Here is a 15,316-nt window from a genome sequence, read left to right as displayed (position 1 = left end):
AATATACCCTCCAAAAGATTTATTATAACGTGGTATTTTTTAACATATCTATTATATCATTTGTTACTGAGTCTGTATCTAATCTGAGTTTTTTCATTAGCTCTTCTCTTGAACCCTGAGATATAAACTGCTCCGGCAAACCTTTTATAAGTAAACGTGTTTTATAATTAAAAGTGTTAAGGGTATCAAGTACTCTGCTGCCGAATCCACCCATTACACAATTGTCTTCCATCGTTACGAGGTTTGTATATTTGTCTGCACATTCCTTAATCAATTCTACATCCAAAGGCTTAATAAACCTTGCACTGACAACTCCTGCATTTATACCGTGCTCTTTCAACTTCTCTGATACTTGTAAAGCTGTTTCAACCATACTGCCCACAGCCAGTATACACACATGCTGTCCCTCTCTTAGCACTGCTCCCTTGCCAGGTACTAAAGGTATCTCCTGTGTAAGTAAATCCTTTCCTCTGCCTCTGGGATATCTGATGGCTATAGGCCCGGTATGTTTGTTTATGGCATAATCAACCATTGCTTTAAGTTCATAATAGTCGGCAGGAGCCATTATTGTAAAATCGGGTATGTGATTTAAAAATGACAGATCAAATTCACCCTGATGAGTTTCTCCATCCTCACCTACAATCCCAGCTCTGTCCACGCCTATAACTACATGCAGCTTCTGAAGTGCTACGTCATGTATCAACTGGTCATATGCTCTTTGTAAAAATGATGAATAAACTGCAACAACCGGTACCATACCGTTAATAGCCATTCCGGCAGCCGACGTAACCGCATGCTGTTCGGCTATACCCACGTCAAAAAACCTATACGGATACGTTTCGCTGAATTTGTATAATCCCGTTCCTTTTGCCATTGCTGCTGATATGGCAACCACCCTGTCATTTACTCCGGCAGCTTCTAAAACCGCTTCCCCAAAAACTTCAGAATAGTCGGGCAACTTCTTACCGTACGTTTCTCCGGTCTCCACCTCAAAAGGTGCTATTCCATGAAATCTGTCGGGACTTTCTTCTGCATAGGAATAACCCTTTCCCTTCTGAGTACATACATGAATCAGCACAGGCCCTTTAATTTTTTTTGCTGCCTGTAGTGATTTATTTAACTCATCCAGACTATGCCCATCTACAGGTCCGTAATATTTATAACCTAACTGTTCAAAAAATACTCCCGGCGTAATGAGGTATTTCACAGTACTTTTTAATTTGCGTACAGCCTTTCTGGCCTTCTTTCCAATATTTGGCATCCTATCAAGAAAATTATCTATATCCTCTTTAGTTTTTGTGTAAACAGGGTCAGTACGCAGTTTACTTAAGTATCTTGACATTCCGCCAACATTCTGTGCTATGGACATCTCATTGTCATTAAGTATCACAATAAAGTTACTTGTCAGTCTTCCGGCATCATTTAAGGCTTCGTAAGCCATTCCGCCAGTCATTGCCCCATCGCCTATCACAGCCATTACACTATAGTTTTCTTTCTTTATATCCCTTGCACGGGCAATACCCAGTGCTGCAGAAATCGATGTACTGCTGTGCCCTGTGTTAAAGCAATCATGTACGCTTTCACAGGTTTTGGGAAATCCAGCTAAACCTCCGAATTTTCGTAACGTATCAAAATCTGCCTTTCGGCCAGTCAATATTTTGTGGACATATGATTGATGTCCTACATCCCAAACAATCTTGTCCTTATTTGTATTAAAGTTATTATGAATCGCAAGTGTCAATTCAACAACACCCAGATTAGAGGCTAAATGCCCCCCGGTTTTTGAAACTTTATATATAAGAAATGTTCTGATTTCTTCTGCAAGAACCTTTAACTGTTCAATCTCCAATTTTTCTATATCTTCAGGAGAGTTTATACTATCCAAATACCCCACTTGTATTTACTCCTTTTTAGTACCTTTGTTAGTGCATTTTTTTTTATTATTCCATTTCTTTCTCTTTTTAAAATTTAATTTTCCAAAAAGAAATTTTATAACAACCGCTACTTTATATATAATGTAATTACTATTTTGCAATGCTATGGATTTACCCAGTGCTTTTCCGCCAACAGTGAGCGATGCAACCATTGCTGTAATTGAAAGTCCAAAGATAGAATTTTGTGCACCCGTACCGCCGCCCAAAAACTTGTATACTATAAAGGCAGCCGCCGTACCGCTTATTACACCACAAATATCCCCAACGACATCGTTGCAGAAATTTGAGACCTTGTCGGCATTTCTTATTAGTATAACAGCCTGTTTAGCACCATAAAGCTTTCTTGATGCCATAGAATGAAACGGTGCTTCATCAGCAGCTGTTGCAGCTGTACCTATAAGATCAAATAATATACTTATGATTATTATAACAAAAACAATAAGAAATGAAACAACTGTGGTAGCATTACCTAATGTTTCATTTGAAAAAAAAGACATAAAAATAGAAATGAAAAAAGTGATTACCGTTATTAAAAGTGTCCAAACTCTTGTTTCTTTTTTAGAGCTAATTGCGTTAGCCCTGAATTTAACCTTCTTTTCGTCGGCTGGATGTTTTAAATTATCTTCCACACCAATCCTCCAGATTTATTAGAAAAACAGGTGGCAGTTTATTGAGTAAATTTTGCGGCTTAGGTCAGGCAGGATTTCCCTGACATGTGCTGGAATGTCGCCAAACCAGTGGTTTCCCTTTAAACACATCACCGTACGTCTCCGTTTACGGGGCCTGATTACCACTTAGTCCACACTTTAATCCCCAATAAACCACTTTTAAGAACAGTCTAGGGGTTTTCCCCAGCAGTCAAAATGATTCCTAGCCTCTTTTGCAAAAAAGGTTTCAAACAGCAATAATGCTTATATATCGGCCAATACATGAAGCATCTGATCCGTTATTCACCGGATTTCACTCAAGGCAGGCTACACTGTTCACAGCCATCATAAAGACACCGCATAACAGGTTTAATCCCTTTTCGTAGTCGAGGTGGCAAGCAAAAGCTTGACTTTTCTCCCACAAGTAAGGGTCTCCACGGAAAAGGGGTCAACGCCCGCATGCCATTGCGGATCGCCCCTAAGCCTTAACTCCCAGCATCAACCCACCACTGGGCGTAGCAAGCCGACACAAGGAACTTCATCGATGTGCCCTTAAACGGATTTTTAGGCCCGTCTTCAGAATCATCAGTACTGACTAGAATACTGCGCCACCCTGTTTTTTTGTCAATAGTAATAATATTAAATAACATAAATGTTATCGAGACAACATTATAACATAAAAACTTTGATAAACAAAGAGAATATTATTCCCCAAAATTTATCTTATCGGTCCCTTACAACCAGTGATAATGCAAGTTCTTTCAAAAACTGCGCCTTATGGCCGAATGCTTCAAGGCAGGAAATACCTTCTTGAGTTACTGTTTGCAGAAGCTTTTTTGACTCTTCAAGTCCAAACATGGTTACATAAGTTGATTTATTACATGAAGAATCATTTCCGGGGTTCTTTCCCATATTTTCAACGGTTCCTTCAATGTCAAGGATATCGTCCTTTATTTGAAAAGCCAACCCTAAATTTGCTGCATATCCTGACAGAAGCTCAAATTCCTTTATATCGGCACCGCATATAACTGCAGCAGCTTCCACCGGCGCTTTTATCAACGCACCTGTTTTTAGTCTGTGCATTGTTTTGAGCCTATCACTTTCAATGGTTTTTCCTTCTGATTGAAGATCAATTACCTGACCCCCTACCATTCCTAATGCCCCTGCATACTTCGCAACTATTCCGGCAGCCCGCATTTTTTCAATATTCCTTGATTCAACTGCGTCATTAATGATTATCTCATAAGCCATATTCAATAGTCCATCTCCGGCAAGTATTGCCATGGCCTCACCAAACACCTTGTGGTTTGTCGGCTTTCCCCTTCTATAATCATCATTATCCATAGCCGGCAGATCATCGTGTATCAGCGAATATGTATGAATCATTTCTATTGCACAGCCGAAATTAATTACCTCATCAAAGGGCCTATCAAACATCTCAGCAACAGCAAGTGCCAATAAAGGTCTCAATCTCTTGCCTCCGGCTAAAAGACTATATGACATTGCTTCCTTTATATCAACGCAGTAACCGTTTACTTCCGGAATAATATTATGAAGCCTCTCTTCAATCATATTCACATATATATTGTTTTTTTCCTTAAAATTCATATTTCCTCCGAATTACATGTTAAAATCTTGTTCTTCCAAATTACCCTCTTCATCCTGAATCAACATTGTAATTTTCTTTTCTGCTTCATCCAGCTTTGCTGCACAGTACCTTGACAGTTCTATTCCCTGCTGGAAGCTGGTAATGGACTCCTCCAATGTGGCTTCACCCTTTTCAAGCTTCACAACAATTTGTTCAAGCTCTGCTATAGCCTCTTCAAAGCTCTTTTCAATTTTAACACTTTTACTCATATATTTTTCCCTCTCTTACCGATATAACGTCACATTCTGCCAGTCCGTCATTTACCAATATTTCCAACTTATCTCCTGTATTAACCTGCTTTACACTATTTACAACATGTCCTTGAGAGTTTTTTACAAGACTATAGCCACGTTCCATTATTTTCAAGGGACTCAAAGCATCCAGCTTTCCTGTAAGCATTCCAAACTGTGACTTCTTATCTTTTATAATAGATTGATTCTCTCTCAAAATACTTTTTATTAAATTGTCTAATGTCTGCCTTTGTTGGTTTACTCTGTCATAAGGCTGTGTAAAAAAAGGTCTTGAATTTATCTTTTGCAGTTGATTCTGTAATGCGGTGACTTTTTTTATAAGGGCATTTTTCATTCTCATATTGTAACTATCCAGCTTATATAAAAGAACCTCTATATCAGGGACTGCAAGTTCAGCGGCGGCAGAAGGAGTCGGTGCCCGCATATCCGAAACAAAATCGGATATGGTGAAGTCAGTTTCATGTCCAACGGCAGATATAACAGGAATATTTGATGCATATATACTTCTGGCAACAATTTCCTCATTAAATGCCCACAATTCCTCCAGTGAGCCGCCGCCCCTGGCCACAATAATTACGTCAACCTTATTATGCTCATTGAGGCGCTTTATTGCTTCAGCTATCTGCCCTGCTGCCTGTGGCCCCTGAACTGCTACAGGATACAGAACCAGTTTCATTTTACTGTTTCTTCTATAGGTAACATTTATAATATCCCTGATAACGGCACCTGTCGAAGATGTGACAATGCCTATACTTCCGGGCAGCACAGGAATACTCTTCTTTTTTTCGGGATCAAATAGCCCCTCCCGCTGAAGCTTCTCTTTAAGCTGTTCAAAGGCAACATGGAGAGCACCCACTCCATCCGGCTGCATATTGCTTGCATACAGCTGATACTGCCCGTCTCTTTCAAAAACAGAGATATAGCCGGATACTATCACCTTCATGCCGTTTTCGGGAGCGAATCTAAGTGCAATGGCCTGTGACTTGAACATAACGCATTTTAAAAGGCTGTTTTCATCCTTAATTGTAAAATACATATGTCCTGTGTAATGGTGCTTAAAGTTGGATATTTCACCCCTAATTGACACATCCGATAATATGAGGTCCCTCGATACCAACTGTTTTATATAATTATTTATGTCAGAAACCGAATAAACTCTATTCATTATTCTTAAAACTCCTATATTTCAAAAAAGGATAATGTCAAATGTATCACATTACCCTTTAAAGCTTCTATTATTCAGAATCAATTTCACTTATGGACGTTTCTTGAGGCACATCACTCTTTGATACCTTAGCCAAAAGGCCATTAACAAACGCTCCTGCATCCTCATTGCTATACTTTTTAGCCAATTCTACAGCCTCATTTACAGAAACACTAAACGGTATATCGTCTCTGTACAATATCTCGTAAATTCCTATTCTTAAAACTGATAAATCTATTTTTGATAAACGATTTATTTTCCATCCGGTAGCTTTTTTTTCTATTATACCGTCTAAAACCGGTGTTTTTTCGTATACCCCATCAACGATTCCTTTAATATATTCCCTATCGTTTTTAGTTAAACTTTCGTCTTCCAGGGCCATGTTAATTTGTTCGTCTCTGTCAGTTTTCTGTATTTCCAATTGATACAACAGTTTCATCGCAGATTCCCTGGATGCACGGCGTCCCATTGATATTCCTCCTTAAATTAAGTTATTTCTGTCTATCTGTATGTACCAGGGGGCAGTATCCTGTCCAGAAGATTTTTAATATAGTCTTTGTCCTGATACAATTTTTTCCCAACATAAAATCCAAAAACTACACACAACACTATAAATAATGCCTTTAACAATCCAAGAATCAATACAATAACTGCAATCGCAAAACCAATTGCAGCCCCCAGTATTTCACCCTTGTGCTGATTGTAAAATTCGGTTAATACCTGTTTATCCATGGTAACACCTCCAATTGTTACTCAACTCTTGCAGATTTGTAACCAGTGAAAATGCTCTCCACTAAAACTCTGACACTATCTACCTGCACTCCGGTGCAATCTTCAACTGCAGATTTTACTTTCTGCTGCATATCTTCAGACAGTAGAGGAATGTTTATGTCAGGAAGAACAATTGCTTTCACAGTAATGCTTACACCTTCGCCTACTTTTGTAACAAATGCCTTGGAATCACGAATCCCGTTGAGTTTTCTCGATGTAGCCAATGCAATGTTCTCGATTGAGTTTAAAGTAATTCTGATATCGCCGTTTTTATTGTATTTGGTTATAGCTTTCTTATCTCCTTCAGGCTTAAAACCGGAAAGAAGGAATGTCAAACTCAAACAGAAAAATATTGAAGAAACAATGAACATCAAAATGGATGGATTCCGATACGCCAACACATCGTTATATAAGTATGTATAAGCCTCCGACAATATGTCAGACTTGATTGTAACAAGCATTGCGAACATTGATGCAATTGTCAGGAAAAATGCATATACAGCTAATAGTACACGTAAAATTATGTTCATATAAACTTCACCTCTATTCTTTTATTTTAAGCAAACAATACCATAAATTCGGTAATTAATTTCATTATATTTCAATTATGTATAAAAATCAAACGTATATGAGAATGTTTGGATAATAATCATTCTCATATACTTTACTTAATTATTTCCAATAACACCGATATTGATACCCTACTTAGTTTCGGAATCCTTCTTTATCTCTTTTTCAAAGTTAACGCCCTGAATGTGAATGTTAACTTCAACAACATTGAGTCCTGTCATTTCCTGTACTGTACTTTTTACCTTGTCCTGTATGTCCCATGCCACTTCAGGTATTCTCGCACCGTATTCTACTATTATATATAAATCTATAGCTGCCTCTTTTTCTCCAACCTCAACTTTAACACCTTTTGAAAGGTTCTTCCTTCCGAGAATCTCAGCGATTCCTCCTGCAATACCACCACTCATTCCCGCTACCCCAGGAACATCAGTCGCAGCAATTCCGGCGATAATGGCAACAACTTCCTCAGATATTTTTACAGAACCATAGTCATCAATTATATTATTATCTTCCATAATATACCTCCATTATATCAGTCAGGCAATATTACCATTTCTTCTGGATAACAGCTTGTAAAATTATATCACTTCAATCCTTAATTATCAATCTATACTAGTATTTTAAATAACAGCGGTTTCTAATCATCTGGAATAATGTTGCTCCTTGTCCTAAAAAATTTACAAAAAACAAAAAGGCTATCTCTTTCAAGATAACCCCTTTTTGAGCTGATTTATTTATAAAATTATAAGAATCAGAACATATTCTTGATTATAATCTTATCAAAAGGAACATTTCCCTGTCTTGCAACAATGTCAGCTATTTTAGCCCAGTCAGCCTTTGATATTGCGGGAGCTTTTACAACAACATCTACACTTCCGTCGTCAGAAAATAATGCAACTACATCATTAAAACCTTTTTCTTTGATAAGGGTTTCAATATTGGCCTCTTTCTGAGACGTTTCAACTATTTTCATCATTTTTTCATATGCCTTGGATTTTGCATCCTTGCTGGCCATATCGTCTTCATAGACACCTTTCATTGTTTCAATGTCCTTGTCTCTTGTAACATCCCTATCCATTTTTGCCTGAGCAAAAAAGTTGTTTGCTTCCTTTGAAGCGGTAGCTGTTTTCTCTTCATCCCCGGCAGCTGCAGTGTCAATATTTCCCTTATCAGATGCATCCTGATTATCTACATATACTGCATCGCCAATTTGAGCGGAGTCATCTTCGCTGTATTGTGAGCTTTTGTTGTAGTTGTACTGCAGATAGCCTGCGACTAACAGCATAAGTACAAGGGAAAGTACAATTATTTGTTTTCTTTTTAAAAAATTCATTACATAGACCCTCCTAACAATCTTTTAGTTTATTGTTTCTCCTTGGCTTTTCACCTAAAGGATTTTTGCTCGTCTCACACATTATGTATATTCATATATATTTAAGTTTATTTCTATTTTTTAAAATTAGTTTTTATTTCTCTCAAACACCTGTATCTTGTGGGAAGCCACTTCAAAAAGTGCCTCCGTTGCTTTTGCCAGGCTACTTCTGACTTCTGCATCTCCGGCCCCGTCTGCAACTATGACAACACCTTTTACTTTGGGGAGCAGTTCCTTTGTTATGTATGGTTTTTTTACTCCGTCGCTTTCTTCGAAAATGATGCTATTCTCCCTGTCTGCCTGTTTAACTGACCTCGTACCTCCTTCCTTGTCTTTCTCTTGTGTGTCGCTTGTACTGTTTTTTGTGTTATAAGCCGGCACGGATTCATTACCGGAATAAAAGGTCACCATAACACTAACCTTACCTGCTCCTTTTATTTGTGACAGGATAGCTTCCAGACTTTTTTCCAGTTTATCCTTTGTTTCACCTTCCTTCTGACTTAATGTTTCCACAACCTCTGTCCCGTTTTTAGGCTGGGGGGTAACCTTCTCGTTTTTCTTGTCTGTGCCTTGAAAAAATACGCTGCCTGCGATGAGTAGAATTATTCCTATAATTGCAACTATTACGGTATTCTGAATTACCTTTTTACTCCCGTCAGCAGTTATTCTTTTTTTCAGATCCGTTATAAGCTTACTAAATTTATACATTTATATTCCCTCCTGCACCATTTATTCCGAAAATTTATGGGTTATCCAAAATAAATTAATTAACTATAACAATAATACTGTCCTTTTTTATTTCAAAGGATTTATTTATGGTCTGTTTTAATTGTTCTGTTATTTTTTTACTTTCATCATCTACTGGTGCTTCCGGTGTTTTATTGTTCCTTCCCTTTATAAAAGGTAATGAAATATCAATCTTTTTAACAGGCATTACGGAATTAATTTTTACACTGTCCGACTGTTTTTTCCCTCGTTTTATCTGCAGATTTACTCTGGTTATTTCCCCGAATTTATTTGAAGAGTAGTCCTCATTGATTTCAATATCAGCTTTTGCCTGAGAAACTCCATCAATTTTAAGGGCTTGTTCCTGTATACTGTTAATCACTTTTTCCTTGTACACCTGGGATACCTGTTTCATCTGCTTGTCCTTTAACAGTTTGCTGCTGGCTTCCAGCTCATTTTTATCAATGTACATGCTATCCGATATCACATTCTGTCCAAGGTCAAAATTTTTATTTTTAAGAGTTAAGAAAGGGTTTATTACAGCAATCAGCAAAATAAATCCCGCTATAAGACTTATTTATTTTTTTTATTTTTCCTGAAGGCATTATTATTTCAAACAAAACAAGAATGATTGTGATTGTTACAATGTTGATAATCCAGCTTCTTAAAAATTCAAGCATTTGAAAACCCTCCCTTACCTAATTGCAGCAGACATGTTAGTAGTACTTATTACAATTGTAATTGCTATTAGGAACATAACTGCTATAGCGGCCGTTACTCCTAATATATATGTCAACGAGCCTGACATATCGTTAAGGCAATTTGTAATCTTCTTATCTGATATGGGCTCTACAACTGCACAGGCCAGCTTGTACAAAACAACCACGGCAAGAATTTTCAAAAGCGGCGCAAGGCATATTAATAGGATTCCAATCATTGCAACAAGTCCTGATGCATTTTTAATTACAAGGGTGCAACCTACAACCGTATCAGCCGCATCTGCCAGATACTTTCCTACTACTGGTATAAATGTTCCCAGTGCAAACTTTGCTGTCTTGCTTGTCACGCCGTCTACCACTGCACCCATTGACCCCTGTATTGATACGATTGCTATAAATATTGTAAGGATAAGCCCCAGCCCCCAGGTACATATTTGTTTCATAAAACCAGCAAGTTTGGTTAATTGAATCTTATCGGAAATATTATTAACTATGTTAAGTATGGTAATAAGAAAAATTAACGGGATGAAAAAATTTTTAATTGCTGTGGCACCTATTTCAATCAACATTACCAGTACAGGTTGAAAAACACCTGCCGAAGATATGCTTCCTGATGTTGCCAGAAGTGTAATTAGCAGGGGTATTATTGAATGCATAAACGACACCATACTATCAATAATATCCATGCACATTTTCATAGCTGTACTGAAGCTAACCATTAATACTGATACCAGTACTATGTAGCACACGAAAAAAGCCATTTCACCCACACTTTCACTCAGAAATGAATTTTGCAGGTTTTTCAGTATTGCACAAATAATACAAAGGATTATTATCTTTATTAATATGTCTGCATTTAAAAAGACTTCTTTAAGAAGATACCTGATTACTCTGTTAATAACTCCTGTGAAGCTGAATTTCAAATCACCTTTTGCCGCATCGGAAACAATTTTTCCGGGGTCAAAGTCCGGAAAGAGTTCTTGGGAATCTTCACCGTAATACTTTCTTACATTGTCGCTTATACCTGAGTTATCCTTGAGCTGATCGTTAAGAATCTTTTCATTCTCAGTACTACTGTCAGTATTTTGATGTAATGTCTCTGCATGTATACAAAGTGGGGAGAAAACAGTTATAAGTAATAATACTGCAAATACAAGTTTTTTTAATTTCATTGGTAAAATTCCTCCGAGGCTAAAAGCAGCCATTAACGTGATGTATGTCGATACCTGCTATGGCATCAGTTTTACTACCAGGTCCAGGAGTGATGTTATTATTGGTACTGCCAGAACTACTATGGTAACCTTACCGGCAAGTTCTATTTTGGATGCAATTGACGATTCTCCTGCATCTTTGCAAACCTCCGCTCCAAACTCCGCTATATATGCGATTCCGACTATTTTAAGCAAAATAGCAATATATGTTGAGTCTATATCAGCCTTCTGACTGAAGGTTTTTATAAATTCTATGACTGCGGATAGCTTTACTGCTACAAGCATAAATATGAGAATCCCGGTAATTATGCTCACCTGCAAAGCAAGCTCCGGTTTCTGTACCTTTATCACTGATGAAAGTGCTACCGCAACTATACCAATACAAACAATCTGAAGTATATCCATATCATATGTACCCTCGTATCCATAATGCTTTTGTTAAAACTGAAACATTGTTTTTACCGCCTCAAAAAGGCCCGCAATCTGTTTTGATACCATTAAAAGTACAACTACTATTCCTGCCAGAGTAGTCATCATGGCCTGCTCTTCCCTGCCTGACCTGATTAAAACCTGATTCAATACCGAAACCAAAATGCCTATCGCTGCAATTTTAAATATGAGATCTACTTCCATAAAACTTCACTCCTTTGTACCTAAAATAATACAACTACTATTGCCAATCCACTTAATACACCAAGGCTTTTGTACATTTTTTCATTTTTTTGTCTCATCTGCTCCGCTTTCATTTCCTGAAGCTTCAGTTGGGATGAGACAAGATTTATGTTGTTAATCTGGCCTTCCAGATCTGAACTGCCAAGCATTTTTCCGAAGGTAATCAAAATGGCCTTATCCTCCTTATTTAAGCCCAGCTTTGAATAAGTATTCTCAACAGCCTTTTCCCACGCTGTATCTGCAGTTATTCCGGGTAAGGATAGGTTTTCAGCCGCTTCCTTGAAAAGTAGTGAGGCATCAGTTTTGGAGCTTGTATATATCCTTTCAAAGGACTGCGCCAATAAATTTGACAGATAGCTTATCTCATTTTCAAACATTTGCATCAGTACCTGAAGCTCTCTTAGCACCTTAGGTCTTTTAGAGCAGTCTGCTGCCAGAGAAAAGCCCATAAGGCTGGTGGCACATATGAGTAGTGCCGAGCCGATAATTTTTATAATCATTTTTACAGCTCCCTTCTATGATGATGCCCTGTAAACCGGTATCATACCTGCGTCTACAACTTCTTCAAGTGTACCGGGCCCATTTCTGGAACTCAGTACTATGTACCTTTCAAATGCTGCGGATTTAATCAAAGAAAGGAGTTCATCCCTCATTTTTAGCTCTGTTACGTTATAGCCGTGTGCTGACGCTATTATTTTTATTCCGGAATTTAACACTTTTAGTATGGCATCCCTGTCACCATGAGTTCCTATCTCATCCGTAATTATTATTCCAGGCGACATGCTCCTCAAAAGCATTTCCATTCCCAATACTTTCGGACAACCATCTAAAACATCAGTTCTATATCCTACATCATTCTGAGGCACACCTTTACAGCATGCTGCGATTTCAGACCTTTCATCAACTATCCCAACCTTCATACCGCTAAAATCGTATTCTGTTTCACCGCTGCTCAACATTCTGGACAAATCCCTAAGTATGGTAGTCTTCCCGCATTGAGGCGGCCCGACGATAAGTGTGTTATATATATCAGAGCTGTTTTTTATTATGTATTTTATTATATGTTTTGCAGAACCCTTTACCTCTTTTGCTATACGAATATTCAGACCGTTAAAATCCTTTATATTTCTGATTTTGCCTTCCTGCAATACAACCTTGCCGCTGAGACCTATTCTGTGTCCCCCCCGTAAAGTAATATAACCTGATTTTATTTCGTCCTGATATGCATAAATGGAATTCTCACTCATAAGTTCCAGCGTTTTGACTATCTCTTTTTGGTCCACTACATAAGCCTCGCTAAAAGAACGTGTTAACCGCCCGTTTTGAGTGACAAACCAGTCATTTTTTTTATAAAATACCATTAAGGGTTTTCCTGCCCGCAACCGTATTTCTTCCATATTGTTTAACTCATTAATATTGATTTTTTGAATAACTTCCCTGATACCGGGGATGAGGAAAGGCAATATTTCAAATTGTACGTTAGTCATGTGTTAATCACTCCTTGCTTTTCTTTAGTTAACACCCTTGTGTTAAGTAACCGCATAAATCTCATATACGAAATTTATTTATTTATATATATTAGGCTTTGTCCAACTTTATGACAAAAATAAAAAAGGGTATAAAAAACACCCGATGATACCATTTTTGGCTCTATCGGGTGTTTTATTTAATCTGTATAATTTTCTTTTATCTCAAGGAAACTTTTTTATTCATCATGCGACCTGTAGTATAGAAGAGGACACATACCATTATTATATCAAATGTATATCCTCCGAGACCAATAACCATATTTGAAGGATTTTGATTGTTTATATTATTCATTAAATATCCAACCATATTCTGAGCAGTTAAAGAAATATCAAAACCGCCGGTCAGGCTGACGGAAAGTGAAAAAGGAATTATTATGGTTAGTATAGTCTCTACTATCTTTAGCGCTACATTTGTAGCCAGAAACAATAGAATCGAGGCTCCTGCCGCCCCTATATTATGAAATCTGGGACGATTTGCCAAGGTTATAGAAAAGTAAATCTGGCTCATTAAATACAGTATTGATAAACATACCATAGGTATAATTGCATATAAATAATTCCCCATACCATATCTTTCTATTTCGTCCATAACCGATGACCACACTTTCCCATCTACTCCCAGTCCATACAATGCAACAAAGAAAGCTCCCAGACAAATCAGAACACTCAGTATCATCCAAATAAATGATACGATTGCCTTTGAAACAAGATGAAGGTGAGGTTTTAAAGGCAATGAGAAACTCAAGTATCCTTCGTTTGAGTATAAGTTTTTATAAAACCTCATACATATTACTACCAGTGTAACAATAAATACTGCAATTCCAACTAAAAGCAGTAGCGCCGACGATGTTACCTTGAACCAACCCAACTCCAGTTTTCCGGCTAGCAGAGACAAACCAGCCAGAATTGCTGTTATTGCATAAAAGAAAGGTATTATTCTTGATGTATCCTTAACCTCGTATTTAAATAATTTTCCTAACATTTGAACACCTCCTCAAAAAGCTCTTGAACAGATTTACCATTTTTCTCACGAATATTGTCAACAGTATCATCTACCAGAATTCTTTTTTCTCCCACCATGATTACCCTATCAAATATTCTTTCAACATCGTTTATCAGGTGAGTTGAAAGAAGTACTACTGCATCCTCGGAATAATTGTTCAGTATAATGTCAAGCATTGCTTTACGTGAAGCGGGATCAAGTCCTCCCAGAGGTTCATCAAGTAAATATACCTTTGCTTTTCTAGACATTACAAGAATCAACTGAACTTTCTCCTGCATTCCTTTTGACATGCTTTTAATCTTCTGATTTGGATCAAGCTTGAATTGAGAGAGCATACTCTTTGCCTTCTCCTTGTCAAAGTCAGAATAAAAATCTTCAAAGAAGTTCAGAGCGTCCTTAGCTCTTAAGTTATCACCAAGATATGTTTTTTCAGGTAGGTAGGAAACAATTGATTTTGTATACTCATCAGGCACTCTTCCATCAATCAATACCTGCCCTTCATAATCCTGTATAATACCTGCAATTATCTTAATCATTGATGTCTTACCGCATCCGTTTGGTCCCAGCAGACCTACTATTGTCCCACTTTCTAAGGATAGAGACACATTTTCCAGCACCTTTCTGGCCCCATAACACTTATGCAGTGCGTTTATTTCTACTACATTACTCATTTTTAAGACCTCCTTTTTCAATATCAGCTAATCTGTTAGATACTACATATATTATTTCTTCTTTCTTATAGCCCAGTTTCTTCATCAGGTTGTAATAATTCCCGGTGTATTCTTCAGCCATCTCATCCCGTGCTTTTTTTATTTTTTCCTCGTCCTGTGAGACATATCTTCCAGATGTTCTTTCAGTATACAACAAGCCCTCTCTTTCAAGTTCAGATAAGGCCTTCTGCATGGTATTGGGATTAACTGAAAACTCTACAGCCAGTTCTCTGACAGATTGAAGTCTTTGTCCTGCTTCCCATACTCCGGAAACTATCTTTAGCTTAACTTCATTCATTATTTGAATATATATAGGAACATTAGATGAAAAATCATTAGCCATCACACC

21 protein-coding genes are annotated in these 15,316 nt (G+C 37.5%); all 21 read right to left on the bottom strand.

Annotated elements, in window-relative coordinates:
• Nucleotides 1–22: 22 nt before the first annotated feature.
• Nucleotides 23–1,894: a 1-deoxy-D-xylulose-5-phosphate synthase gene (gene dxs, locus L323_RS25985; RefSeq protein ID WP_020814568.1), complete on the bottom strand. Its 1,872-nt coding sequence runs from the start codon at nucleotides 1,892–1,894 to the stop codon at nucleotides 23–25.
• Nucleotides 1,895–1,900: 6 nt separating this feature from the next.
• Nucleotides 1,901–2,563, bottom strand: a complete 663-nt coding sequence (locus L323_RS25980) for an Mg2+ and Co2+ transporter CorB (protein ID WP_020814567.1) — start codon at nucleotides 2,561–2,563, stop codon at nucleotides 1,901–1,903.
• A gap of 503 nt (nucleotides 2,564–3,066) precedes the next feature.
• A complete protein-coding gene (locus L323_RS41265; RefSeq protein WP_165582680.1) occupies nucleotides 3,067–3,231 on the bottom strand; it encodes a hypothetical protein in 165 nt (54 codons plus the stop codon).
• Between the two features lie 73 nt (nucleotides 3,232–3,304).
• Nucleotides 3,305–4,189, bottom strand: coding sequence for a polyprenyl synthetase family protein (locus L323_RS25975; RefSeq protein WP_020814566.1), 885 nt, complete (start codon nucleotides 4,187–4,189; stop codon nucleotides 3,305–3,307).
• Between the two features lie 12 nt (nucleotides 4,190–4,201).
• Entirely contained in the window at nucleotides 4,202–4,438 is a 237-nt protein-coding gene (gene xseB, locus L323_RS25970; RefSeq protein WP_020814565.1) for an exodeoxyribonuclease VII small subunit, read from the bottom strand.
• Nucleotides 4,431–5,645, bottom strand: a complete 1,215-nt coding sequence (gene xseA, locus L323_RS0120515) for an exodeoxyribonuclease VII large subunit (RefSeq protein ID WP_031341816.1) — start codon at nucleotides 5,643–5,645, stop codon at nucleotides 4,431–4,433. Before xseA ends, xseB begins: the two co-directional genes overlap by 8 nt.
• A 70-nt stretch (nucleotides 5,646–5,715) precedes the next feature.
• Nucleotides 5,716–6,153, bottom strand: a complete 438-nt coding sequence (gene nusB / locus L323_RS25965) for a transcription antitermination factor NusB (protein ID WP_020814564.1) — start codon at nucleotides 6,151–6,153, stop codon at nucleotides 5,716–5,718.
• Between the two features lie 32 nt (nucleotides 6,154–6,185).
• Complete coding sequence (locus L323_RS25960) at nucleotides 6,186–6,416, bottom strand: DUF2273 domain-containing protein (RefSeq protein WP_020814563.1); 231 nt, start codon at nucleotides 6,414–6,416, stop codon at nucleotides 6,186–6,188.
• A 17-nt stretch (nucleotides 6,417–6,433) separates the two neighbouring features.
• Nucleotides 6,434–6,985, bottom strand: a complete 552-nt coding sequence (gene amaP / locus L323_RS25955; RefSeq protein ID WP_020814562.1) for an alkaline shock response membrane anchor protein AmaP — start codon at nucleotides 6,983–6,985, stop codon at nucleotides 6,434–6,436.
• A gap of 171 nt (nucleotides 6,986–7,156) precedes the next feature.
• Complete coding sequence (locus tag L323_RS25950) at nucleotides 7,157–7,540, bottom strand: Asp23/Gls24 family envelope stress response protein (protein ID WP_020814561.1); 384 nt, start codon at nucleotides 7,538–7,540, stop codon at nucleotides 7,157–7,159.
• Between the two features lie 236 nt (nucleotides 7,541–7,776).
• Nucleotides 7,777–8,358, bottom strand: a complete 582-nt coding sequence (locus L323_RS25945) for a SpoIIIAH-like family protein (RefSeq protein ID WP_020814560.1) — start codon at nucleotides 8,356–8,358, stop codon at nucleotides 7,777–7,779.
• A gap of 126 nt (nucleotides 8,359–8,484) precedes the next feature.
• The gene (locus L323_RS25940) at nucleotides 8,485–9,105 is read right to left on the bottom strand and encodes a stage III sporulation protein AG (protein WP_020814559.1); all 621 of its coding nucleotides are present in this window, start codon (nucleotides 9,103–9,105) and stop codon (nucleotides 8,485–8,487) included.
• Between the two features lie 55 nt (nucleotides 9,106–9,160).
• Nucleotides 9,161–9,676 (bottom strand): stage III sporulation protein AF, encoded by a 516-nt coding sequence (locus L323_RS25935; RefSeq protein ID WP_242835242.1) that lies wholly within the window; start codon nucleotides 9,674–9,676, stop codon nucleotides 9,161–9,163.
• Between the two features lie 141 nt (nucleotides 9,677–9,817).
• Entirely contained in the window at nucleotides 9,818–11,014 is a 1,197-nt protein-coding gene (gene spoIIIAE, locus L323_RS25930) for a stage III sporulation protein AE (protein ID WP_020814558.1), read from the bottom strand.
• 57 nt (nucleotides 11,015–11,071) lie between these two features.
• A complete protein-coding gene (spoIIIAD, locus tag L323_RS25925) occupies nucleotides 11,072–11,458 on the bottom strand; it encodes a stage III sporulation protein AD (RefSeq protein WP_020814557.1) in 387 nt (128 codons plus the stop codon).
• Nucleotides 11,459–11,491: 33 nt separating this feature from the next.
• Entirely contained in the window at nucleotides 11,492–11,686 is a 195-nt protein-coding gene (gene spoIIIAC / locus L323_RS25920; protein WP_014313799.1) for a stage III sporulation protein AC, read from the bottom strand.
• Between the two features lie 20 nt (nucleotides 11,687–11,706).
• On the bottom strand, nucleotides 11,707–12,225 hold the full coding sequence (gene spoIIIAB, locus L323_RS25915) for a stage III sporulation protein SpoIIIAB (protein ID WP_020814556.1): 519 nt from the start codon (nucleotides 12,223–12,225) through the stop codon (nucleotides 11,707–11,709).
• 15 nt (nucleotides 12,226–12,240) lie between these two features.
• The gene (spoIIIAA, locus tag L323_RS25910; protein WP_020814555.1) at nucleotides 12,241–13,212 is read right to left on the bottom strand and encodes a stage III sporulation protein AA; all 972 of its coding nucleotides are present in this window, start codon (nucleotides 13,210–13,212) and stop codon (nucleotides 12,241–12,243) included.
• A 199-nt stretch (nucleotides 13,213–13,411) separates the two neighbouring features.
• Nucleotides 13,412–14,236, bottom strand: a complete 825-nt coding sequence (locus tag L323_RS25905) for an ABC transporter permease (protein WP_020814554.1) — start codon at nucleotides 14,234–14,236, stop codon at nucleotides 13,412–13,414.
• Nucleotides 14,230–14,928 carry an ABC transporter ATP-binding protein gene (locus L323_RS25900; protein WP_020814553.1) on the bottom strand — a complete coding sequence of 233 codons (699 nt, stop codon included), beginning with the start codon at nucleotides 14,926–14,928 and terminating at the stop codon, nucleotides 14,230–14,232. The genes L323_RS25905 and L323_RS25900 overlap by 7 nt, the downstream gene beginning before the upstream one ends.
• Nucleotides 14,921–15,310 carry a GntR family transcriptional regulator gene (locus L323_RS25895; protein WP_020814552.1) on the bottom strand — a complete coding sequence of 130 codons (390 nt, stop codon included), beginning with the start codon at nucleotides 15,308–15,310 and terminating at the stop codon, nucleotides 14,921–14,923. Before L323_RS25895 ends, L323_RS25900 begins: the two co-directional genes overlap by 8 nt.
• Nucleotides 15,311–15,316: the final 6 nt, after the last annotated feature.

Origin of the sequence: Ruminiclostridium papyrosolvens C7 (genome assembly GCF_000421965.1) — a bacterium.
GTDB classification, from domain to species: domain Bacteria; phylum Bacillota; class Clostridia; order Acetivibrionales; family DSM-1351; genus Ruminiclostridium; species Ruminiclostridium papyrosolvens_A.
Note: the sequence above shows the minus strand (reverse complement) of the source record. Positions and strands in the feature narration are given on the sequence as shown.

Bases quoted from the DNA above. Each gene is read 5' to 3' on its own strand.
- L323_RS41265 (WP_165582680.1), bottom strand. From the start codon at position 3,231: ATGTTATTTAATATTATTACTATTGACAAAAAAACAGGGTGGCGCAGT.
- L323_RS25975 (WP_020814566.1), bottom strand. From the start codon at position 4,189: ATGAATTTTAAGGAAAAAAACAATATATATGTGAATATGATTGAAGAG.
- xseB (WP_020814565.1), bottom strand. From the start codon at position 4,438: ATGAGTAAAAGTGTTAAAATTGAAAAGAGCTTTGAAGAGGCTATAGCA.
- xseA (WP_031341816.1), bottom strand. From the start codon at position 5,645: ATGAATAGAGTTTATTCGGTTTCTGACATAAATAATTATATAAAACAG.
- nusB (WP_020814564.1), bottom strand. From the start codon at position 6,153: ATGGGACGCCGTGCATCCAGGGAATCTGCGATGAAACTGTTGTATCAA.
- L323_RS25960 (WP_020814563.1), bottom strand. From the start codon at position 6,416: ATGGATAAACAGGTATTAACCGAATTTTACAATCAGCACAAGGGTGAA.
- amaP (WP_020814562.1), bottom strand. From the start codon at position 6,985: ATGAACATAATTTTACGTGTACTATTAGCTGTATATGCATTTTTCCTG.
- L323_RS25950 (WP_020814561.1), bottom strand. From the start codon at position 7,540: ATGGAAGATAATAATATAATTGATGACTATGGTTCTGTAAAAATATCT.
- L323_RS25945 (WP_020814560.1), bottom strand. From the start codon at position 8,358: ATGAATTTTTTAAAAAGAAAACAAATAATTGTACTTTCCCTTGTACTT.
- L323_RS25940 (WP_020814559.1), bottom strand. From the start codon at position 9,105: ATGTATAAATTTAGTAAGCTTATAACGGATCTGAAAAAAAGAATAACT.
- spoIIIAE (WP_020814558.1), bottom strand. From the start codon at position 11,014: ATGAAATTAAAAAAACTTGTATTTGCAGTATTATTACTTATAACTGTT.
- spoIIIAD (WP_020814557.1), bottom strand. From the start codon at position 11,458: ATGGATATACTTCAGATTGTTTGTATTGGTATAGTTGCGGTAGCACTT.
- spoIIIAC (WP_014313799.1), bottom strand. From the start codon at position 11,686: ATGGAAGTAGATCTCATATTTAAAATTGCAGCGATAGGCATTTTGGTT.
- spoIIIAB (WP_020814556.1), bottom strand. From the start codon at position 12,225: ATGATTATAAAAATTATCGGCTCGGCACTACTCATATGTGCCACCAGC.
- spoIIIAA (WP_020814555.1), bottom strand. From the start codon at position 13,212: ATGACTAACGTACAATTTGAAATATTGCCTTTCCTCATCCCCGGTATC.
- L323_RS25905 (WP_020814554.1), bottom strand. From the start codon at position 14,236: ATGTTAGGAAAATTATTTAAATACGAGGTTAAGGATACATCAAGAATA.
- L323_RS25900 (WP_020814553.1), bottom strand. From the start codon at position 14,928: ATGAGTAATGTAGTAGAAATAAACGCACTGCATAAGTGTTATGGGGCC.
- L323_RS25895 (WP_020814552.1), bottom strand. From the start codon at position 15,310: ATGGCTAATGATTTTTCATCTAATGTTCCTATATATATTCAAATAATG.